Origin of the sequence: Nocardia gamkensis NBRC 108242, from assembly GCF_001612985.1 — a bacterium.
GTDB classification, from domain to species: domain Bacteria; phylum Actinomycetota; class Actinomycetes; order Mycobacteriales; family Mycobacteriaceae; genus Nocardia; species Nocardia gamkensis.
Genome location: NZ_BDBM01000027.1, coordinates 112,203 through 131,541, shown reverse-complemented (window position 1 = coordinate 131,541; position 19,339 = coordinate 112,203). Strand labels below are relative to the sequence as shown.

Below are 19,339 nucleotides of genomic sequence, written 5' to 3'. Positions count from 1 at the left end.
AGAGCAGCGAGAACCGCCGTGCCGCGGCCATGGCGGCGTTCGCGGGCGCGGCGGGCCGCATGCAGGCGATGACCACCAGCATGCTCGCGGAGCTGCGCGAGATGGAGCACCGGCACGGCGATCCCACCGTGCTCGCCGATCTGCTGCAACTGGATCACCACACCGCCCAGGCGGGCAGGCTGGCCGACAGCATCGCCGTGCTCAGCGGCGCGCGATCCGGCCGCCGATGGGCCAAACCGATTGCCATGGAATCGATTCTGCGCGGCGCGATGGGGCGCGTCGCGGGTTATCAACGGGTACGGCTGCGCGCCGTCGCCGACATCGCGATCTCCGGCCACGCCGCGGAAGGCGTCATGCACGCGCTGGCGGAGCTGCTCGACAACGCCTGCAACTTCTCCCCGCCCACCACCGAGGTGCACGTCTACGCCGCCGAGGTCCCGGCGGGCGTCATCATCACCATCGAGGACAGCGGATTGGTCATGAGCGAGTCGGCGCTGCGCCGCGCCGAGGCAGCGGTGGCGGCCGGACCGGACGCGCGCGGCGCCGGCGTCGACCTGTCGTCGCTGACCGGGACCCGGCTCGGCCTCGCCGTGGTGGGCAATCTCGCGCGCAAGCACGGGCTCACCGTCTCCTACCGGCCCTCCGCCATCGGCGGCACCGCCGTGGTCGTGGTCATCCCGCGGGATCTCACCACCCGCACGGAGCGGCCGCAGGCGTCCACCGTCACCGGCACGCTGCCCGTCGCACGCACCCGCAACACCGCGCCGCCGGAGCGCACGCACGCCGGTCCGGAGCCCGTGCGATCCGTCTCGGCGCGGCCGTCCACCGCCGAGAACGCTCCGGCCGGCGCGAGCCCCGCGCTGCCCAAGCGCCGCCGAGGCAGCACGCTGGCCGCCGTCCATCCCGGCGGGCTCGCCGCACCGGAGCCCGCCGCGCCGACTCCCCCCGCGGCACGCCCCGACTCGCTCGGCGCGTTCCAGCGTGCGGTGAGCGGGCCCGCGATCGGCCGTGACGCCACCCCTACCCCCGCCCCTTCCGGCTCCGTGGAGAACGAACTATGACGACCTCCGAGACCGCTCGGCTGAGCTGGCTGTTGGAACAGCTGCTCACCCGCACCCCGCGCACCAGGCATGCCCTGCTGCTGTCCAGCGACGGGTTGAAGATCTGCCACACGCCCGAACTCACCGTGGACGGGGCCGACCAGCTCGCCGCCATCGCGGCGGGCATCCAGAGCCTCTCGCACGGCGCGTCGGTGGAGTTCGGCGACGGCCGGGCCGGGGTGCGCCAGTCGATGACGGAGTTCTACGGCGGCATCCTGTTCATCGTCGAAGCCGGGCTCGGCGCGCACATCGCGGTCGTCGCCGCCGAGGACGCGGACGCGGGACTGGTCGGCCACAACATGCGCGAACTGGTCGAACAACTGGGTGAGTACTTGGCGGCCGCGCCGCGCTTCCCGGGAGCGGGCGTGTCGTGACCAGGCCAGGCCGCGACGACGACCCCGATCGGCTCTACACGCTGACCGGTGGCCGCAGCATGCCGGACTCCGACACCTTCGATCTGGTCACCCTGGTGGTCAGCGAGTGCGCGCCGACCGCGGGCATGCAGTCCGAGCACGTGGCGATCCTCGATCTGTGCCGCTCCCCGACCGCCGTCGTGGAAATCGCCGCGGAGCTGCGGATTCCGGTCGGCATCGCCACCATCCTGCTGTCGGACCTGCTGCACGCGGGCAAGATCACCGTGCGTCCGCCGCTGGCCGGTCCGCCCGGCTCGCCCTGGCACTCCCTGCCCGACACCACGACGCTGGAGAAGGTGCTCGTTGGACTTCGCAAACTCTGACCCGCGCCCGGCCCGCGCGGACGCGCCCCTGCATCGTGCTACCACGCGGGGACTGAAGATCGTCATCGTCGGCGGTTTCGGCGTGGGCAAGACGACGATGGTCCGGGCGGTCAGCGAGATCCGGCCGCTGGACACCGAGGCGATCATGACCGACGAGGGGCTGGGCATCGACGATCCCAGTGGCGCGCCCGGCAAGTCGACGACGACCGTCGCCTTCGACTTCGGCCGGATCACCATCGACGACGAACACGTGCTGTACCTCTTCGGCGCACCGGGGCAGGAGCGGTTCCGGTTCCTCTGGGACCGGCTGTTCACCGGGGCGCTCGGCGCGATCGTGCTGGTCGACCCGCACCGGATCGCCGACTCCTGGTACGCCGTCGACCGGCTGGAACACCAGAAGACGCCGTTCGTCGTCGCCTGCAACGACTTCGGCGGAGGCCACCGCCCCGACGAGGTCCGCGACGCGCTCGACCTGGATCCGCACGTACCGGTGATCGACTGCGACGCCCGCTCCCGCGAGTCCGGCAAGGGCGTCCTCATCACCCTCGTCGAGCGCCTCTACTCCCTCGCCCCGCCCCCGGCGGACCGGCGCCCCCTGCTCCCCACTCCGGAGGCCGCGTCATGACCACGCCCGCGCCGAGTTCCACCGACAGCTGCCCCGTTCACGCCGCCCCGGTGACGTTGAGCGGCCCGCGTTTCCATACCGATCCGCACCAGCTCTATCACGAGATGCGCCGCGAGCACGGCCCGGTGGTCGCCGTCGAGTTGCCCGGCGGCGTCCCCGCGTGGCTGGTCATCGGCTACCGGGAAGTGCACCAGGTGACCAGCGATCCCGAATTGTTCCCGCGCGATGTCGGCCGCTGGAACCAGTGGCCGAACATCCCGCCGGACTGGCCGCTGCTGCCGATGGTCGGGCAGCCGATGCCATCGATCTATTTCACCGCGGGCGCCGAGCACCGCAGGCACGTGGCGATGGTGGAGCCGGCGCTGGAGGCGGTCGACACCTTCGGATTGCGCCGCGCCTGTGAGGATTTGGCCGACCGCTTGATCGACGCGTTCTGCGGCCGGGGTGAAGCGGAACTGGTCGCCGATTTCGCCGAGCCGCTGCCGGTGCTGGCGCTCGCACGGATCCTCGGTTTCCCCGACGAGGACGGACCGCAGGTGGCGTGGACGATGAAGACCCTCGCCGACGGCGGGTCCGATGCGCAGGCCGCGCATCAGCAGTTCGCCGAGCACATGCAGCGCCTGCTGGCGAGCAAGAAGGCCGCGCGGGGCTCCGATCTGGTGTCCTGGATGCTCGCGCATCCCGGTCCGTTCACCGACCAGGAATACGTCCTCGACCTGATGGCGGTCACCGCCGCGGGGTATCTGCCCACGGCCGACTGGATCGGGAACTCGGTGCGGCTGATGCTCACCGACGACCGGTTCGCCGCCGCCCTCGGCGGTGGGCGCCACAGCGTTGGCCAGGCGATGAACGAAGTCCTGTGGGAGGACACGCCGACCCAGATCCTCGCCGGGCGCTGGGCCGCCCGCGACACGCGCCTGGGCGACAAGGTGATCCGCGCCGGGGACATGCTGTTGCTCGGCTTGGCCGCGGCCAATGCCGATCCGCATGTGCGCCAGCATGTCTCCGACGGCGCCGAGCCCGCGCACACCGGCAACAGCGCGCATTTCGCGTTCAGCTACGGCGAATACCGCTGCCCCTTTCCCGCGCAGGAGATCGCCGAGGTCATCGCGCGCACCGGCATCGAGGTCCTGCTCGACCGGCTGCCCGACCTCGATCTGGCGGTACCCGCCCGGAATCTGGTCCGGCGACCGTCGGCCTTCCTGCGCGGCATGACATCCCTGCCCGTCCGCTTCACACCCGTTCGCGCCGTCGGAGGTACCCCGTGAGCACCGAATGCCCGCACGCAGCAACCCTTGTCATCGATCCGATGGTCGGCGACCTGGGCGCGGAGACCAGTCGGCTACGCGCCGAAGGCCCGCTCGCGCGGATCGAACTGCTCGGCGTGCCCGCCTGGACCGTCACCCAGCACACGCTCGCCAGGCAGCTGCTCGTCGACACCCGGCTGGTCAAGGACATCAACGCGTGGTCGCTGTGGCAGTCCGGCGCGGTGACCAGGCAGTGGCCGCTGATCGGCATGATCGACGCGGGTCGCTCCATGTTCACCGTCGACGGCGCCGAGCACCGCAGGCTGCGGATCAAGACCACCCAGGCGCTGACCAAGCGCAGGCTCGACGCGCTGCGGCCGACGATCGAGCGGATGACCGCCGAGTTGCTCGACGATCTCGCCGAGGCAGGCCGCGAGGGCGCGGCGGCCGACCTCAAGACGGTGTTCGCCTACCCCCTGCCCATGCGGGTCATCAGCGAGCTGATGGGCGTGGACCGCGCCGACCATCCGATGCTGCTCGACCGGTACAAAGCGTTCTTCTCCCTGCTGACCCCGCAGGAGGAGCGACTGCGGGTGATCGACGAGCTGGACCTCTATTTCACCGACCTGGTGCGCAAGAAGACCGCCGCCCCGGCCGACGACCTGACCAGCGCTTTCATCGTCGGCGGCGACGGCACCGAGCCGCTCACCGAAGAAGAAGTGGTGGGCAACCTGAAGGCACTGGTGGCCGCCGGGCACGAGACCACCATCGGCCTCATCCTCAACGCCGTGCGCGCCCTGCTGGGGCGGCCGGAACAGCTGAGCGCCATCCGCGCCGGCGACCTCACCTGGGAGGCCGCAGTGGAGGAGACCCTGCGCTGGGACAGCCCGGTCACCCATCTGCTGATGCGGTTCGCCACCGAGGACATCACCGTCGGTGACACGGTCATCGCGCAGGGCGAGGGAGTGGTGATGTCCTACCGTGCGATCGGCCGGGATTTCGCCGTGCACGGCCCGGACGCCGACAACTTCGACGTCTCCCGCGCGACCGCCAACCGCCACTTGGCTTTCGGATACGGCCCGCACATCTGCCCCGGCGCGGCCCTTGCCCGCCTGGAAGCCGGGATCGCGCTGCCTGCCTTGTTCGCCCGCTTCCCCGGCCTGCGCTTCGCCGTCCCGGTCGAAGAGATCCGCAACCTGCCGGTGCTCACCCAGAACGACCTCGAAGCGTTCCCCGTGCATCTCGGGAACTGACCCGAGGCAACGCGTTCCGCGCGGACGCCAACGGCCCGAGAAAGACTCGGGCCGTTGATCTGCCCCACGCCGGCCGGTTCGATCAGTGCCCTATGCGGCAGAAGCGGATGTTCGTGCTGGCCGCTGGCGGATCCGTGCGAAGGTGCCACGTTCTCGGCTACTCAGTCGAGACAGAACTCGTTGCCCTCGATGTCCTGCATCACCAGGCACGACTCGTTGACGCCATCGGCGCGCAGTAGACGCACGCGGACCGCGCCGAGCGCGACCAGCCGTGCGCATTCGGACTCGAGTGCAGCCACGCGCTCGTCACCCACGAGCCCGGTGCCGACCCGCACATCGAGATGCAGCCGATTCTTCACGACCTTCCCCTCGGGCACATGCTGGAAGTACAGGCGCGGGCCCGCACCTGAGGGATCAATACATGCTGAGCCTCGCTGCTCGTACCCCAATACCTCAGACCAGAAACGAGCGACGCGCTCAGGTTCCGCGCAGTCGAAGGTGACTTGGATCTGTTTAACCGACGCCATCGATCCAGCATAGAGACGGAGTCTTACGTCATCTCCACTTCGAATCGTCACGCTCACTATGCGATACCCGCAGACCGGGCCCGTCGTGATCACCCTGGCGCGACCGCCCAGCAGGGGCTAGGAGAACGAAACCGACACCCTTGCGAGACAGCCTGGATGGGTTGTCCCGCAGGGGCAGCGCCTCAACTCAGCGGGGCCATCCACGGGACTGCGTTGTGAGCAAAGCTCTGCTTGACCGGCACCAGGCCCGCATGATCATCCAAGGCCGTGATCGTGACCCCCACCAAGCCGGCTTCATCTCCCTTGGACGCGACCGAGGAACCGCACTTCGGGCAGAACCCGCGGCAGATCTGCGGGAAGGTCTCGAACCAGGTCGGTTCCCCGCCCGGACCGGTCCACGCGAATCCTTCCTCCGGGAAGGATACCCACGACATCACCGGGGCGCCTGACAGCCTCTGGCAGTGCTCGCACGAGCACAGGTGAGGGAAGTCCGGGTCGCCGGTCGCGGAGAACCGGATATTGCCGCAGAGACAGCCGCCGTTCACATCGCTCCTTCTTGCTGGACACCATTCGGCAAGGCCTTCGCCGTCGCGGGACCGGGCAGGCATGGTCACTCTGTCACACAGCCGACGGCGAGTTCGCTTGCTCAGTGCAGAGAAGCATGTGTCGCGAAGGCCGGCTCGGCGACTCCACAGCGGTCTCGGCGAAAATCGATGAGTGCAGCCCGGCGCGGTCACTCAGGCGGCCGCATGGAAGACCCTTGTAGACAGGTGGTCGCGGACGCCCTGACCGGTCCACCGGCGAACAGACCACACGACCCGGAGTACCGGTTGTTACCGTGACCTATGGCCAGCGAATCCTCGGCGGCGCTGCACCGGCGTGACCAACTCCGCGACTTCCTCCGCACCCGTAGGGCCCGGCTCACGCCGGAGGACATCGGCCTGGCGACGGTAGGGCGGCGGCGGACGCCCGGCCTGCGGCGGGAGGAGGTCGCGATGCTCGCCGGGGTGAGATGTTGCTTACACACTCCGTGTGCGCCGTCGCCAGATACCCAACGTAGCAGTGCTCCGAGCGCTGTTCACTGACCTGCTGGTCACCTTCGAGCTGCCGTACAAGACTGTGCAGTCCGTTTGGACTACTTTCGTTGATCGAATGCTGTGCACCCCCATAGGCATGGAATATTTGTCCGGTGGCGAATAGGCAGACACGTAGGGCAAGAAGGCAGCCGACGAACCCCGGCATCAACTTTCCGACGCCAGACCTGACAGGTCTGCCGCCAGAGATCGGCCCGGTGATCCAATCGTTGCAGAAGCAGCCCATGGCCATCGTCGCAGGAATGGTGGGTATCACCGCGATGACCGAGGACGAACGGGGAGCACTGCTGTGCGAGATTGATGTACAGGACGCTCTTGTGAGAGTGGTGGACATCCAAGCCCGATGGGACATCGCGTCCACGACTCACTGGGACATCAAACCGCTGCAATTGGACCTGCTGGCGCGAACTACCGCGGACTGGGTTGCCGCAGTTCGGGCGGAGGTGAACAGCGGCAACGTCTTCGCTGCCCCGCAGATGACCGTTCAACTAATGCGCGAGTTGCTGGAGACTGACTCGGCATCATCGAGACTGCTGAGCGCGGACGAGCTGGTCCACCTGCTGCTCTCCATCGCCACCGAACAGCAGACGCCCGCCGAGTTCGAGTCCGACGTGCCGACCGACTCCGATTTGGCGCAGCTCGACGCGAAGTTTCAGGCGATGGCACCTGACGAGTTGTACGCAACAGCACACCAGTTCCTTCAGGGACATACCGCTGGCATGCTGTTTAACACACCTCGCAAGATTGAGTGCCTCAAGGCTGACGTCGTAGACTTTTGGTACTCGCCGTGGGCCGATCGAGCGGCGGACACGCTTGGCGCCACCCCCGCCGATACCTTCAAATCGGCGACCGGGATGGCCTTCAACGACTTCCTCCGAGCTGGCGTTGCAGTTGCAGAGGCAGGGGCTTCTGGTCAGACCATTGTCCATCTCGACGACCTCATCAGTGACGGCCAGGTGCGCGACTTCATCACCGGGAACATGTCGCTGGATCTTGAGCGCTATCGCGAGCAGCTTGCGGCCGACCGCGAACGAGGCGACGTCAAGCTCCAGCGCTACACGTTCACCCGGTACCCGTTTCTCGATCTCGGAGACCGAAAGGTACTGATCCTGCGCTCTCAATGGGCAACCGAGCGGTTCTTCGGTGATCCCGCGCAGTTCGACGTTATGGCTGCGTTCGCAGCCAGCGGCGACGATACGAGCGCGAAGCGTTTCGGCGAGGGGATCAAGTACCAGTTCGAGGACGTTGTGGGCGGCGTCCTCACACGCATCACAACGCGCAGCCAGCGGATCGACGCCCTCGTCCCCGAAGCCATCATGGAGCATGAGTGGACGGAGAAGAAGGGACAGAAGCCTTCGGTGTGCGACTGGGTGCTGCGTGCCGGACCGATCAGCATCCTTGTGGAGGCGACGCATCACCCGGTGAACGCCGCGCTGGCGCAGGGTCTTGCAGACGGAGAGACCTATAGCGCAGACGCGGATAAGATCCTCACCAACCGCAAGTTCAAGCAACTCGCCTCGGTCATGGGCCTCGTGCGTCGGCTGGGATGGTCTGGGCAACCACAACCGGATGCGATCTTCCTTCCCATCGTCGTCGTGCCAAACTCGGGTACGCCCAGCTCGATGCTGTCCGAACTCGACAACGGAAATCGCGCCATGTCGGTATTCGCCGAGTTTCAAGGTCGTGTCGCCCGCCCTACTGTCCTGCAGCTTCAGGATCTTCAGCTACTGGAAGGGATCGGTGACCACCTCCCGGTCGACGTAGTAACGTTCTTGTACCGTTGGCGCAAGTTCCCCGTCCCGCTGCCCCTGCAGGATTTCCTTGAGGTGAACAGCATGCCTCGACCCCTGTCAATGCATATACTTCAGTCCGCGGCGAAACTTGACCAACAACTTCACGCCGAGACCTAGGGCTTTCTATGGACTGGATAAATCGATTTGACTTCCTATTCCTTCGGCAAGGAACGATTAATCTCCAGGCTTGTTAGATCAATTCTCACGAAAAGTAGTGAGTCCTGCAATATCCGCCCCAATCTCAACCCGGTTCAACAACCAGCGACATTTCGCCGCAACCAATGCTACTGGCTCTCGAGACACTTGCGAGTGACGAAGGGCCTCATCTAGAACGGCTGCCAACAATCTGGCAGAAACTCTCAAATTTTCACCCATTCCATACGGCTCGATGACGCCAGCGTGCACGATCTCGTTGCGTGATCCGTACAATCTGCGGATAGACTCTGAGAACTCGGCACGGATTACGTTAAACCGCCCAGTTTCGACAGCTAGATTGCGAGCCTGCTGCAAAAGAATGGGGCCGTGCTCGGCGTCCACGCATAAAACCCGCCCCGCTAGAAGGGAATCAACGGTAAGCTCAACCCTTCGATACGTGTCGGCCTCATTGAGTTCAGCCGCAAGTTCATCGTCACCAAGCATGATATGACTTGACGCGAGCTTGTCAAAGAGATTGGTCACGTACATGCATGTCAATAAGTCGGCGGGACGATCGGAGATGTCGGCAAGGGAGCCGAAGTCGGATGTATCAGCGAATATTGTCTCGACCATTGCCCACGTTGTGACGCACGCAGATCTCATCGATACTGCCCCGATATTAGATAATAGATCCAACCCCGCTTCGATTTCCGGGCGAAGCCTTCGAAGATTCCAGCGGTCACCTCCCATTGCCAATGATTCCAAGGGGGTAAAGGTAGTGCTCGTCAAGTCCGGCAGGTTTAACGCGTTGGAGCCGGGGTGTATCCATGCTCCACAGTCGGATTTCAGTTCCAACTTTGCATCGATTAGACGACCTCTCGCCAGGGCATCTTGTAGAAATTTGGCAAATAGCTCGGTTGCGCGATACTTCTCGATTGCTGACGCCTGGAAGATCAGTCCACCCGCATTGTTTGGCATTTCCTCGCTTGGCATGTACTCGGCAAATTTGGATTCGAAGTCATTTTTCGATAACCATGGCGGCTCGCTGTCGACGTCGCACTTGCCGTTAGTTGACAGAGGCGCCAGGAATGTGTACTCCCCAGGGCCATTCTGCGCAACATGGGCAGCCGAGGTTAGCATCTCCTCAAGGGTAGAGTCTTCTGGGCGATGCTTGATGTGGTAATTGCAGTGTTTCAGGATCCATTTGTCCGAGAAACCACACCAGCGCAGATGCCCCGCGATGTAGCAAGAAATTAGATTCAAATCCAGCTTTGTCGAAGTAGGATCCTCTCGCTCGTCGATGCTCGCGATAAATCTCTGCCAAAGGCTGAAATATTCGCTTTCGAGTAGATCTATTTCATGCTTCAATAAGAAGTACGAGTGAGTTCCGGACCGAAATTGATCAGCTTTCTTCGGCATAGAGTCTAGAGCCTGACCGCGTCGACGGCCCAATAGGACTGGATCGTTCTTGATTATCCGTCGAGCCGAATTAATCACATACTGCACTCGCGCTTCAGTCGTATTCGAATCAGCAAGTGCCATGCAGTCGCTCATAGCCCTTAGGGTGCCGACCTGCCACAGATAGTTGTTCCATGCCGAAGCAGTATCTACCAGTGATGCTATCCGAAGGGCTATAACCTTGCCGACTCCGTCTTCGTTGAACATAACGACAAGTTAAGCAGAGACGCAGGATGAGCGCCCCCGACACAGCAGACCAGCGCTTTAGCTCGTCTAAGCAATGTTCCGCAGCTCAAGTGATAGGTGGTGTATAGGTGGCACCACTAGCCGGGGTCACATCTCGGTTACGCACTCCTTAGTGGCTTGCCTTGGGCCGACCGGCCGGCGGCCAGTAGTCGGACCGGATGCCTGGCGGCCAGCAGGGTTGGGTGGCAAGCCCCGGAGGGGCGCGGCAGCACTTGACAAGCTGCGATGCGGCGGAACAGATGTGAGCATGGACGCCCCCGCGTGGATTGGGGAGGAGTGAGTGGTTATCGGTCGCGAGTTATTCCGCGTGCGCGGTCTTGTCCGTGTCCGGTGCCGCCACGTACAACGCCCGGTTCGTGACCGGGCGGTTGCCGCACCGCTGCTTGCGGGTGGTGCGCCTGCCCCAACCACACGAGTCTTTCGACCTCCGACAGACGCCCTTGCGCGTCCAACTCCCGGTACGCCGCGTTCCGCGTGTCATCGAGGGCCTTGGCGGCTGCCTCACGTTCCTTCTCGGCTGCCGCTGCGCGTGCCTCCGCTGCTGCACGCTCGGCAGCGTCGGCCGCTTCGAGGGTCGCTTGTTCCCCGGTGTCGGCGGTTTCGCGTTCCTGAGACTGGCTGGGCACTGGGAACTCCTGCGCCACCCGTTCGGCGGCTTCCCGTTCGATCCGTGCCCGTTCGGTCTCCGGCGTCTGGTGCGCTTGCCGGGCTCGCTTTTCCTGCTCTTTGGCCTGCTCGCGCTCTATTCGTTGCGGGGCCTCCGCCCGGCCACGCGCAGCGGCTTCCCGGAACTGCTGCGCTTTCCGAAATGTTTCCGCTCGCTCTTGTGCCCGCACAATCTGGCGTATGTTAGCCAGCCGCTCCCGCGCGCGGTCGGCGCGTTGCAGCTCGTACGGCCGGATCAGCTCCAATTGCTGAGATGCGAGGCTCCGCCCGACCTCGACAGCGCGAGTCGCTGCCTCTCGACTGATTTCGACGTGCTGAAATTTACCCTTGGAATCGGAGACCAGGTCCCGTATCTGCTGGCGTATCTTGTCGGGAACTTTTTCACCGGCCACGGTTTCCCACCGAGAGCGGACTATTTGACCGGCCTCGAGCCCTGCGCTCTTTGTGTAACTGCTCGCGTGCATCCCGCTCATTTACCTTGCCCGACTTCCGCTCGACACCTTCGATGCCCAGGCCTACGCTCCGAGCGTTGTCCAATACGCGAGGACCTTTAGCGGTCTGTATTCTGAATTGCTGCACCCAACCTTTGTCTTTGGTTTCCCCCATTTCATGCGCTCGACCCAGCTCGAAATATAGGCCGCGTTCGTAGCGGGTCATGTCCTTGCGTAGGGCGTCGTATTCATCGGGCATAGCAGTGCCCACCCCCGTTTATGCAGTGGAGAAAATCTATGCGCCGCTTCGAGACTTCCGAATGTCACGGGTTGCCGACGTGATCACATAATCCGCCATGTCCGGACCATCATCTTCGCCGAATAAATAGTCTGTCATCGCGAAAATGCTCCGCAGCTCGTCACCGTTGCCGTCGTGCACAGCCGGGCTGAAATCGTGATACAGCGGGGCGCTGCTCCACTCGGGGCGATTGGTCCAGGACATTCCAGCACGTCGTACGAAGCACTCGCCGTAGAATCGAATGAATTGATCTGCCGCGTCTCGATTTTTGGGCTCGAGAAATCCGGCTCTGTCTCCGAAGAATTCTTTGGTAGCTTCCAGGATTCGCATGGTCAACGGTGGCATCCACCACGCATCAGTGTAGTCAGCGATGCCAGGGATGGTTTCGGCGAGGAATGCTCGCACTCCTGATTCCATGCGTTCGGGTGAGACCCAATCAAGGAATTCTTGGGTCTTGTTGTCGAATTCGATATCGAAACCCATTTGTTCGTCGTCGCCCACGTCTAGCTCCCCTCTGTTTCCGGCTGGTCGTCGTCACTGTATCGGCGCAGGCGCAGTGCCGTGCCCGCACTCCCTGTCGACGGCGATGAGGTCAGCCGTGCGGGGTTGGCGGGGTGGAGTGCGATGGCCGCGCTCCACAGGTGAGCCTCTGGGCCTGGTGGTGGGAACGGATTGGTCTCGCCGGGGATGTGGATCGCGGTTGTGGTGGTCTGCCCTTCGATGCGTAGAAGGTCGCGACGGTCGCCGGTGTAGTCGAATATTGTTGTGGCGCAGACTCGTCGGGCGTTGGGGCGCGCGCTCAACGACCCGGCGGCGAGTGCGTTCTGCATCTCGTGTGAGCCGTCGACGGTGGAGAATTCCGCGTACCCGTCATAGGACAGGCCGAATCCCCACAGTGGAATCGGTGCGCTGGCGCGCAATCCTCGGGTCGCACGTTGGTAGGGGTGGATCTCCTCGGCGGTGGGCGGAAGCCATTCGACCGGGCACGCCTTGATGCCGATGGTGGCGTCCTCGCCGGTGCCGAAGGAGTAGACGACGGGTCCGTCCTCGCAGCGGTGGGCGGTGAGCATGTAGGCCAGTGCGGCTTGGACCATGTGGACCGGTGGCAGTGGCGCGGGATCGGCGATGGGGGTGTTCTGCGTTCGAGGGTGGGTCATGGTTGCCATTCCTGTGTGTCGGGCGGGTACGGTTCGTCGTGGGGGTCCTCGGCGTCGGCTTCGGCGTGGATACGGGCCGCTATCGCGTGTACCGATTTGTCTTCCGGGATACGCTCGGGCCACATCAGCACCGCTATGTACGCGATGCCGGGCAGGCCGAGCACGATTGCGAGGGCCAGCAAAAATACAGTCCAGCCGTTCATCGGGCGGGCCGCTTGTTTGTCTGACTCTCGTACGAGAGTTGTTGCGGCGGTGTGAGTTCAGCCCACAGTTGGTGGCGCACCGCGTCCCATAGGACGGACAGCTTCGGGAATCGCTCGCGGGCGGCGGCCAAGTCGGGATGGTCCGGGCCGCACGACAGCAGCACCGCGCCGGTTGCCTCGCGTACCGACACGATGCGGGCGGTGTGGTCGACCAGTTGCCATAGCACCTCGAGCCCGTCGACCTCGGTCCGGCGTTCGTTGTTCGCGCCGATGCTGTCCATGAGGCGGCCTAGCTGTCGGCGGAAGAGGGCAGGCGGGCGGGGAGTGGACGGGTGTCGGTGTCCGGGTCGGTCAGTCCGTCGAGCACATGCAGCAACGTCGGCAGGTCGGGGCCGGACAGAGCCGGGACCTCGCCGGGGCGGGGCTGGAACTTGACTCCTCGAGCGGCAGCACGTTCGCGCGGCGTGTCGGCCGGAGGAACGATCTTGCCCGCACGGACCAGACAGCTGTAGGCGCTGGCTTTGCGAGGGCAGGAAAGTGCACGACATCCGATGTGTTGCTGCATGATGCGCCGTGACTCGGACTCGGTCAGCGGGTGGTCGGGATGCGTGTGCGGGTCACCGATCGTCGGCACTGAGGCAGTCCATGTGCTGGGCGGGCAGACGGTTTCGAGATCGAACATCTCGCACACGCGCGAGGGCATGTTGTCGACCGTCGACAGGTCCCAGACGAACAGCGCGTCGACGGCGAGCCCGGCGGCGATACCGAGCCCGTAACCGATCGGGTCCGCGTGGTCGACCGGTGGGCGCACGGTGTACACGTGGGTATAGCCCAGCTGCACAGCGTGCTGTCGAACGAGTGCCGCGTGACGCGGTGCGTCAGGCCCTGATACGTCGGCGCGTACCAGGCAGACCGCTGTGGGCTTGTCCGCGCTCTGTTGGCCGGAGTACATCACTGGCCCACCCGGTTCCGGCTGATCGGGTACGGCCGTGCTTCGCGGCTATCTCGCTGCGGCACAATGGTTTCGGCGGTCCTGCCGTTGGCAGTCAACTGCTCGCACAGGACCGCCAACCCGGCGTGTTCATTGACCGATTTCATCCCCACGTTTTCCTCCCTCGGGTTGGGCAGTAGGTGAACGGTGATCGCGAGAGCGCCGAGCGCGGCGACGATCAAGACGGGCATCTGGTCGGACCCCCTATATGTGTTCGGTGTCTGGGTGGTATCGCCCTGCGCCAGGGAGTTCGAGGCTCAACCTGGCGCAGGGCGGTGTATTCAGCGTCGAGGCCGCCAACTGTGTTGCGCCAGCGTTGCAGTGTTGGCGATCGTGCAACGCAGGTAGAAGGGCGCATGGGAAGATCGGGCCATGGAGCAATGGCGTTTGTTTGGCGAAGAGTTGAAAAGACTTCGCGGCCAAGAATCGCTGCGTAGCCTGGCTCGCCGGATCAATTTCAACGCCGGGGACCTGTCGCGGTTCGAACGAGGGCTCCGCAAGCCGTCGCCAGAAGTCGTCCGGCTACTCGACCGGGAGCTGTCGGCATCTGGGCGGCTGATGAAGATCGCCGCTGCGGCCCTGTTCCAACCCGACAGCTTCGAGGGATACGGTATGTCGGGCCACGACGATCTTGACGAGAACGGGGAAGTCTGTATGCCGCTCTCCAGGCGCGACTTCATCGCGACGATGACGCTCGGGGCATCCACCCCACAGATCATGTTCAATCGCAACGCGGATATCGACTACCTCGACCACTTCCGTCAGCTTAAACGGGTGCTCGTCGACCAGGACAGCCTGTTGGGGCCGACGACCGTGATACCGATTGTGCAGCAGCAGATCCAAGTCATCGGTCAATTGCGCAAGTTGAACAGCATGGACATCGCCGGGTTGCTCGACATGCAAACCAACTATGCGGAATTCGCTGGCTGGCTGTACCAGGACCTGGGGGACTTCGCGACAGCGGAGTATTGGACAGATCGAGCGTTCCAGTGGTCTATGGCGGCCGGAAACGACGCCATGTCCTCCTATATCCTCAATCGGAAGGCGCACCTGTCCGGTGACGAGGGCGACGGTGGTGAAACGGTCGCGCTCGCTGCCGCCGCAATACGTATGGCTACCGGCGATTCACCGATCAAAGCTCTTGCCAATATGCGCGCCGGGCACGGACACGCACTGTTGGGCGACCACAAAGCAGCAGAAAAAGCCTACGACACGGCGTTTGAATCGCTCGACGGCCCCGACCTAGACCCGGACCTGCAATGGGCGGGATGGTTCGATTTCTCCTACGTCGCCGTGCACCGGGCGAGAAGCCTTTGCACACTGGGCAAATACGATAGTGCCGTCGTGCAGTTCAGGGAAGTGCTCGATACGCTGCCTGGGCGTTACGCCAGGGACAGAGCCGTGTACTTGGTGCGCGCGGCGATAGCACATGCGGGCAACGCCGATGTCGAACATGCCGCCGGGCTGGGGTTGGAAGCCATCGCGGCAGGGCAGGGCTCGGGCTCGGGCCGGTTGATAAAGGAGCTTCGACGTCTGGATCAGGCGCTCACTCCGTGGGAGGGCCAGGCTGTTGAGGAATTCCGGGACGCCCGCAGGTCACTGCCCGTTTAAGGGGCAAGTTGCAGGTCTAGGCGGAATCCGCCGACGATAGATTCCGGGCCGCGAGAAATCCGCACCCGCACCGTCACCTCGTGGGGGTACCGTGGGTCGGCTGCGCTATAGCTACAGAACAGTCCCTCGACGGAGGCGTGAGCGTCGCCCTCGGCGGTGGCTTCAACAATGGAGCGGCTGGTCGACGGTTCCATGGTGGCGAGGAACGCAACATCGAAAGCACCTGAGGGGAGGGGCTGTACCCGGACATCGGCAATCTGTTCCTGATCATGTGTCGCTTCGGCGACAGAGCCGTTGGCGGTCACAACGACAGACACGTTCACGCACTCGCTGGGCATGGTCTCAGGATAGGGCTTTGCGGTACTGACCATTCGCGAGGCGCGAGCCGTAGGGAGGTGAACCAGTGGGGTAATACCATCCGTACTACGGGCAATTCACGATCCGCGACGAGAGTAGTGGTCGGCCACGCCTCCAGGGCTTGCGGCGCGGCGGTTTCCGTGCCGCTGGGCGTGCTCCGCTAGCGACGGCAATTGTTCGGCGGACTCTGTTGGCGTGCGTGGTGTTCGGTGTGCACGCGGGTCATTGATGATGCCGTGCAGCATCGCGGCGTTGGTATCTACACACGCTGTGGGACTTGCTGTGCTCGACAGTGGCATTCCTCGCGTCCGCCGAGGCGTCCTACGTCAACAGCCAGGATCTGATCATCGACGGCGGTCTCGTCGCGGCTATATCCCGCGAGCTGATCTGACCGGCTCGCGGTCCCTCACGTGCGCGAACCATTCTCGCGCCGTACGGATTCGACGATGGCGTCCCGGATGGGCCGCCAGCGCAGATCGAGCTCGGCCAGGGTCCGGGAATCGTCGGTCGGTGTGGCGGTGGTCAGCAACCACGCGGCCTCGTAGCTGAGCCCGGCGCTGATCGGCAGGAAGCGGGCGGCGGCGTCGGTGAGCCGCCCGAGTCCCAGCAGCGCGGCCTTCGGCACCGGGACCCGCCGGATCCGCTGTCCGGCAGCGCTTTCCAGGATGTCCACGATCTCGTCGAACGCCACCAGGTGACCGCCGCACAGATAGCGCCGCGGTCCGAGACCGGGACGCATGACGGCGGCGTGCACGGCGGCCACGTCCCGGACGTCGATCATCTGCATCCCGCCGCGAATCCGCGGCGCGATCCGGGCCCGCAGAATCGCGCCCCAGCCGTCGGAGGTGATCCCGGCCTGTGCGCCGAGGCCGGGACCGACCACGCTGGAGGGGTAGGTGATGACGATCGGCGCACCCGCGGCCTGCAACGCCCGGGCGATCCGGTCGGCGGCCGACTTGGTGCGGCCGTAGGCGCTGCGGCCGGGCGCGGTCGGGCTGTCGGGCGTGATGACCGGATCGGGGCTGGGGAAAAGGGCGCTGTAGCTGGCGACGTGGACGATCGGGTCCAGCCCGAGCGCTGTCGCGCGCGCCAGCACGGTGGCTGTCGCGTCGGCGTTGACCTCCCACATCAACTGCTCGCGCCGGTTGTCGGTGCCGACCACGCCCGCCGCGTGCAGGACGGCGCCGCATCCGTCGAGCAACGCCTCGACCACCTTCGGATCCCGGATGTCGCCCGGCAGCACCGACAGCGCTTCGGGCCCGGCATCGAACATGCCGACCGCCGCCGGGACCGATTCGCTCGGATGGACCAGCAGCACGACGCTGTGGCCCGCGCGCAGCAGTGCGGAAACGGTATGCGCACCCAGGTAGCCGGTGCCGCCGGTAACCGCGATTCGCATCCCGGCTACCCCTTGTCGTTTCCGGTCGACCGCTGCCGCGTTTCCGTTCCCCGCGCCGCCGTCCACGGTCGACCGTTTCGTCCGCCCATGCCATTCCTTCGTCACCCTGAGCTCACCTGTCCGGGCCGCCCACGGGGCGCCTTCGGCGCGCCGCGACAATGGCCCGGAGCATCGGCATAAATTCGATGCCAGTGGCATCGTAATAGAAGGCGGGAAGCGGCATGGGCGAAACGGCAGAGGACCCGCGGTCGGGGCCCCGAAGCGTCGGCCGGCCTCGGGACGAGTCGGTCGAGCAGCGCGTGCTGGCGACCGTCCGGGAGATGTTGGCCGAAGTCGGATGGGACGAGTTGAGCGTCCGGGCGGTGGCGGCACGCGCCGGAGTCGGCCGGGCTTCCATCGGTCGCCGCTGGCAATCGAAGGCGGAGTTGGTGCTGCACGCCGTTCTGGGTGAGACACCCGACCTGGGCCCGTTCGAGGGCACCGACCAGTACGGGTGGATCGAGTGGGTGTTGCGCGGCAGCCGGGAATTGTTCGCGCGCGCCGATGTTCGCGCCGCGGTCCCGGGCCTGTTGACCGCGCTCGATCACGACCCGCACTTGCGCCACCGGCTGTGGGCCGGGTTCAGCACACCGGCGGCCGCGCTCTTCGCCGCGGGCGACACGGCCGGACGCCGTGGCGGGGCCGCCCGGCCGGGTGCCGGCGAACCCCGCGGGCAGGCCGAACTCGACGCCAAGGCCGTCATCGCACTGGCGGCGGGTGCGGCGCTGTTCCTGGAGTTCGTCGCCGACGGGGACGACACCGCGCTGATCCACCGGCGCATCGGCGAACTGCTGCACCGCGCCGTCCTCGAGCGCTGAGCCGGCCGATCCGCGCGAAATCCGGTTGGCATCCCGTCCGGGCCGCTCAGTACAGTGGGCCGGTGATTCGCACGTCCGCGCTGGCCCATATCCGGGATCGCCGCCTGCTGCAGGCGCGCTCGGCAGGCAAAGACGTCTTCTACATGGCCGGCGGCAAGATCGACCCCGGCGAGACGCCCGAGGCGGCACTGCACCGCGAAGTGCGCGAGGAACTCGGTGTCGGCGTCGTCTCCTGCGACGAACTCGGGGTATTCCACGCCGAGGCGTACGGCCACTCCCCCGGCACCCGCCTGCACATGACCTGCTTCACCGCGGAACTCGACGGCGACCCGCGCCCCACCAGCGAGATCGCCGAACTGCGCTACTTCACCGTCAGCGAGTACGCCGCGATGGACCACGTGGCACCCGGTTCGATGCTGGTCTTCCGCAAGCTCCACGAGCTCGGCGTGGTCGACTGGTAGCCCGCGGGAACTGCGCCCGGGGCACTGTCCTTGCAGCGCTGCCAACCGGGTGCTTGTCAGATCACCCGTCGCTCCCACTCCGCACGGTCTCCGGAGCACGACGGGCGTGCTCGGCCACCCAGACGCCGACGCCGATCGCCCCGGCGACCGGCCACGACACCAGCCCGGTGACCGCCGCCGCCCCGAGCCCGCCGAAATAGAGCAACGACTCCCGATCCGGTACCCGATTGCGCACCGCAGTGGTCGCCGACGAAACTCCGGTCGCCACGCTGCGCGGCCCGGGCGGAAGCGGAATGCGGGCCATCCGCATGCCGACCGTGGGAACCGGCACGCGCAACCTAACGCGCGCGGTGGGCGCGGGGCGCGACCCCGTCTTCGACTCGGCCTTCGATTCGGCCTCGGCGGTGGGCACCGGCGGTGCCGTCTCCCGCGCCTGGGAGCCGGATGCGCGGACCTTCTCGGTTGCTGTCTTGGACATGACCGCTCCTTCCTTCGTCCTGCACCTCGTCACTGTGTATGTGATCCAGCCAAGCCGTGCTCGCCCCTCGTCGCAACCCCCGGGCGGTCGCCGGGGCCGCTCGACCGCGCGCAGGGCGCGCCGCAGTCGAACGGATGTCGTCGGCGGCTTCGAATCGACGCGACGAACCAGAATGGCCAACAGATTGCTGAGCATCACGATACCCGCGTTGGATCC

At 65.4% G+C, this 19,339-nt stretch carries 23 protein-coding genes; 10 read left to right on the top strand and 13 right to left on the bottom strand.

The window, feature by feature from the left end:
- The 6 genes from NG1_RS21565 to NG1_RS21540 form a co-directional block, all read left to right on the top strand.
- A partial coding sequence (locus NG1_RS21565) for a sensor histidine kinase (RefSeq protein WP_062973524.1) occupies nt 1-1,061 on the top strand: 1,061 nt, incomplete at its 5' end.
- Nucleotides 1,058-1,474: a roadblock/LC7 domain-containing protein gene (locus NG1_RS21560; RefSeq protein WP_040866307.1), complete on the top strand. Its 417-nt coding sequence runs from the start codon at nt 1,058-1,060 to the stop codon at nt 1,472-1,474. The genes NG1_RS21565 and NG1_RS21560, both read left to right, overlap by 4 nt.
- Nucleotides 1,471-1,836: a DUF742 domain-containing protein gene (locus tag NG1_RS21555; protein WP_062973509.1), complete on the top strand. Its 366-nt coding sequence runs from the start codon at nt 1,471-1,473 to the stop codon at nt 1,834-1,836. Before NG1_RS21560 ends, NG1_RS21555 begins: the two co-directional genes overlap by 4 nt.
- On the top strand, nt 1,817-2,461 hold the full coding sequence (locus NG1_RS21550; protein WP_062973507.1) for a GTP-binding protein: 645 nt from the start codon (nt 1,817-1,819) through the stop codon (nt 2,459-2,461). The genes NG1_RS21555 and NG1_RS21550 overlap by 20 nt, the downstream gene beginning before the upstream one ends.
- Nucleotides 2,458-3,729: a cytochrome P450 family protein gene (locus tag NG1_RS21545; RefSeq protein WP_062973505.1), complete on the top strand. Its 1,272-nt coding sequence runs from the start codon at nt 2,458-2,460 to the stop codon at nt 3,727-3,729. The genes NG1_RS21550 and NG1_RS21545 overlap by 4 nt, the downstream gene beginning before the upstream one ends.
- Nucleotides 3,726-4,961, top strand: a complete 1,236-nt coding sequence (locus NG1_RS21540; RefSeq protein WP_062973503.1) for a cytochrome P450 family protein — start codon at nt 3,726-3,728, stop codon at nt 4,959-4,961. Before NG1_RS21545 ends, NG1_RS21540 begins: the two co-directional genes overlap by 4 nt.
- Before the next feature lie 161 nt (nt 4,962-5,122).
- Here the strand turns inward: NG1_RS21540 and NG1_RS21535 are convergent, their stop codons facing one another.
- Together NG1_RS21535 and NG1_RS38865 are read right to left on the bottom strand one after the other, a co-directional pair.
- Nucleotides 5,123-5,488, bottom strand: coding sequence for a VOC family protein (locus tag NG1_RS21535; protein WP_062973501.1), 366 nt, complete (start codon nt 5,486-5,488; stop codon nt 5,123-5,125).
- A 182-nt stretch (nt 5,489-5,670) separates the two neighbouring features.
- Complete coding sequence (locus tag NG1_RS38865; RefSeq protein WP_062973522.1) at nt 5,671-6,096, bottom strand: GFA family protein; 426 nt, start codon at nt 6,094-6,096, stop codon at nt 5,671-5,673.
- 710 nt (nt 6,097-6,806) lie between these two features.
- On the opposite strand from NG1_RS38865, the gene NG1_RS21525 reads away from it, so the two are divergent.
- The gene (locus NG1_RS21525) at nt 6,807-8,492 is read left to right on the top strand and encodes a hypothetical protein (protein WP_157114166.1); all 1,686 of its coding nucleotides are present in this window, start codon (nt 6,807-6,809) and stop codon (nt 8,490-8,492) included.
- A 78-nt stretch (nt 8,493-8,570) separates the two neighbouring features.
- Here NG1_RS21525 and NG1_RS36845 read toward each other — a convergent pair whose 3' ends face one another.
- The 8 genes from NG1_RS36845 to NG1_RS21490 form a co-directional block, all read right to left on the bottom strand.
- Nucleotides 8,571-10,175, bottom strand: a complete 1,605-nt coding sequence (locus NG1_RS36845) for a hypothetical protein (RefSeq protein WP_157114165.1) — start codon at nt 10,173-10,175, stop codon at nt 8,571-8,573.
- Between the two features lie 323 nt (nt 10,176-10,498).
- Nucleotides 10,499-11,272: a hypothetical protein gene (locus NG1_RS21520; protein WP_157114164.1), complete on the bottom strand. Its 774-nt coding sequence runs from the start codon at nt 11,270-11,272 to the stop codon at nt 10,499-10,501.
- 334 nt (nt 11,273-11,606) lie between these two features.
- Nucleotides 11,607-12,110: a hypothetical protein gene (locus tag NG1_RS21515; protein ID WP_062973494.1), complete on the bottom strand. Its 504-nt coding sequence runs from the start codon at nt 12,108-12,110 to the stop codon at nt 11,607-11,609.
- A 2-nt stretch (nt 12,111-12,112) separates the two neighbouring features.
- Nucleotides 12,113-12,766 carry a hypothetical protein gene (locus tag NG1_RS21510; protein WP_062973492.1) on the bottom strand — a complete coding sequence of 218 codons (654 nt, stop codon included), beginning with the start codon at nt 12,764-12,766 and terminating at the stop codon, nt 12,113-12,115.
- Complete coding sequence (locus NG1_RS21505; RefSeq protein ID WP_062973490.1) at nt 12,763-12,969, bottom strand: hypothetical protein; 207 nt, start codon at nt 12,967-12,969, stop codon at nt 12,763-12,765. Before NG1_RS21505 ends, NG1_RS21510 begins: the two co-directional genes overlap by 4 nt.
- Nucleotides 12,966-13,250, bottom strand: coding sequence for a hypothetical protein (locus tag NG1_RS21500; RefSeq protein WP_062973488.1), 285 nt, complete (start codon nt 13,248-13,250; stop codon nt 12,966-12,968). The genes NG1_RS21505 and NG1_RS21500 overlap by 4 nt, the downstream gene beginning before the upstream one ends.
- An 8-nt stretch (nt 13,251-13,258) precedes the next feature.
- Nucleotides 13,259-13,810, bottom strand: coding sequence for a hypothetical protein (locus NG1_RS21495; protein WP_062973486.1), 552 nt, complete (start codon nt 13,808-13,810; stop codon nt 13,259-13,261).
- Nucleotides 13,811-13,920: 110 nt separating this feature from the next.
- Nucleotides 13,921-14,151 carry a hypothetical protein gene (locus tag NG1_RS21490; RefSeq protein WP_062973484.1) on the bottom strand — a complete coding sequence of 77 codons (231 nt, stop codon included), beginning with the start codon at nt 14,149-14,151 and terminating at the stop codon, nt 13,921-13,923.
- Between the two features lie 181 nt (nt 14,152-14,332).
- On the opposite strand from NG1_RS21490, the gene NG1_RS21485 reads away from it, so the two are divergent.
- A complete protein-coding gene (locus NG1_RS21485; RefSeq protein ID WP_062973482.1) occupies nt 14,333-15,571 on the top strand; it encodes a helix-turn-helix domain-containing protein in 1,239 nt (412 codons plus the stop codon).
- Here the strand turns inward: NG1_RS21485 and NG1_RS21480 are convergent.
- Both NG1_RS21480 and NG1_RS21475 read right to left on the bottom strand, forming a co-directional pair.
- Nucleotides 15,568-15,909: a hypothetical protein gene (locus tag NG1_RS21480; RefSeq protein WP_157114163.1), complete on the bottom strand. Its 342-nt coding sequence runs from the start codon at nt 15,907-15,909 to the stop codon at nt 15,568-15,570. The genes NG1_RS21485 and NG1_RS21480 overlap by 4 nt on opposite strands.
- Nucleotides 15,910-16,334: 425 nt before the next feature.
- Nucleotides 16,335-17,327 (bottom strand): NAD-dependent epimerase/dehydratase family protein, encoded by a 993-nt coding sequence (locus tag NG1_RS21475; RefSeq protein WP_062973479.1) that lies wholly within the window; start codon nt 17,325-17,327, stop codon nt 16,335-16,337.
- 221 nt (nt 17,328-17,548) lie between these two features.
- Here NG1_RS21475 and NG1_RS21470 point away from each other — a divergent pair, with 221 nt between their 5' ends.
- Nucleotides 17,549-18,184 carry a TetR/AcrR family transcriptional regulator gene (locus NG1_RS21470; protein WP_062973476.1) on the top strand — a complete coding sequence of 212 codons (636 nt, stop codon included), beginning with the start codon at nt 17,549-17,551 and terminating at the stop codon, nt 18,182-18,184.
- A 62-nt stretch (nt 18,185-18,246) separates the two neighbouring features.
- Complete coding sequence (locus NG1_RS21465) at nt 18,247-18,645, top strand: NUDIX hydrolase (RefSeq protein WP_040866298.1); 399 nt, start codon at nt 18,247-18,249, stop codon at nt 18,643-18,645.
- A gap of 61 nt (nt 18,646-18,706) precedes the next feature.
- Here NG1_RS21465 and NG1_RS36835 read toward each other — a convergent pair whose 3' ends face one another.
- Nucleotides 18,707-19,123, bottom strand: coding sequence for a hypothetical protein (locus tag NG1_RS36835; RefSeq protein ID WP_157114162.1), 417 nt, complete (start codon nt 19,121-19,123; stop codon nt 18,707-18,709).
- Nucleotides 19,124-19,339: the final 216 nt, after the last annotated feature.

Bases quoted from the DNA above. Each gene is read 5' to 3' on its own strand.
- NG1_RS21525 (WP_157114166.1), top strand. From the start codon at position 6,807: ATGGCCATCGTCGCAGGAATGGTGGGTATCACCGCGATGACCGAGGAC.
- NG1_RS21490 (WP_062973484.1), bottom strand. From the start codon at position 14,151: ATGCCCGTCTTGATCGTCGCCGCGCTCGGCGCTCTCGCGATCACCGTT.
- NG1_RS21475 (WP_062973479.1), bottom strand. From the start codon at position 17,327: ATGCGAATCGCGGTTACCGGCGGCACCGGCTACCTGGGTGCGCATACC.
- NG1_RS21545 (WP_062973505.1), top strand. From the start codon at position 2,458: ATGACCACGCCCGCGCCGAGTTCCACCGACAGCTGCCCCGTTCACGCC.
- NG1_RS21500 (WP_062973488.1), bottom strand. From the start codon at position 13,250: ATGGACAGCATCGGCGCGAACAACGAACGCCGGACCGAGGTCGACGGG.
- NG1_RS21480 (WP_157114163.1), bottom strand. From the start codon at position 15,909: ATGCCCAGCGAGTGCGTGAACGTGTCTGTCGTTGTGACCGCCAACGGC.
- NG1_RS21470 (WP_062973476.1), top strand. From the start codon at position 17,549: ATGGGCGAAACGGCAGAGGACCCGCGGTCGGGGCCCCGAAGCGTCGGC.
- NG1_RS21485 (WP_062973482.1), top strand. From the start codon at position 14,333: ATGGAGCAATGGCGTTTGTTTGGCGAAGAGTTGAAAAGACTTCGCGGC.
- NG1_RS36835 (WP_157114162.1), bottom strand. From the start codon at position 19,123: ATGTCCAAGACAGCAACCGAGAAGGTCCGCGCATCCGGCTCCCAGGCG.
- NG1_RS21510 (WP_062973492.1), bottom strand. From the start codon at position 12,766: ATGACCCACCCTCGAACGCAGAACACCCCCATCGCCGATCCCGCGCCA.
- NG1_RS21560 (WP_040866307.1), top strand. From the start codon at position 1,058: ATGACGACCTCCGAGACCGCTCGGCTGAGCTGGCTGTTGGAACAGCTG.
- NG1_RS21535 (WP_062973501.1), bottom strand. From the start codon at position 5,488: ATGGCGTCGGTTAAACAGATCCAAGTCACCTTCGACTGCGCGGAACCT.
- NG1_RS21505 (WP_062973490.1), bottom strand. From the start codon at position 12,969: ATGAACGGCTGGACTGTATTTTTGCTGGCCCTCGCAATCGTGCTCGGC.
- NG1_RS38865 (WP_062973522.1), bottom strand. From the start codon at position 6,096: ATGCCTGCCCGGTCCCGCGACGGCGAAGGCCTTGCCGAATGGTGTCCA.
- NG1_RS36845 (WP_157114165.1), bottom strand. From the start codon at position 10,175: ATGTTCAACGAAGACGGAGTCGGCAAGGTTATAGCCCTTCGGATAGCA.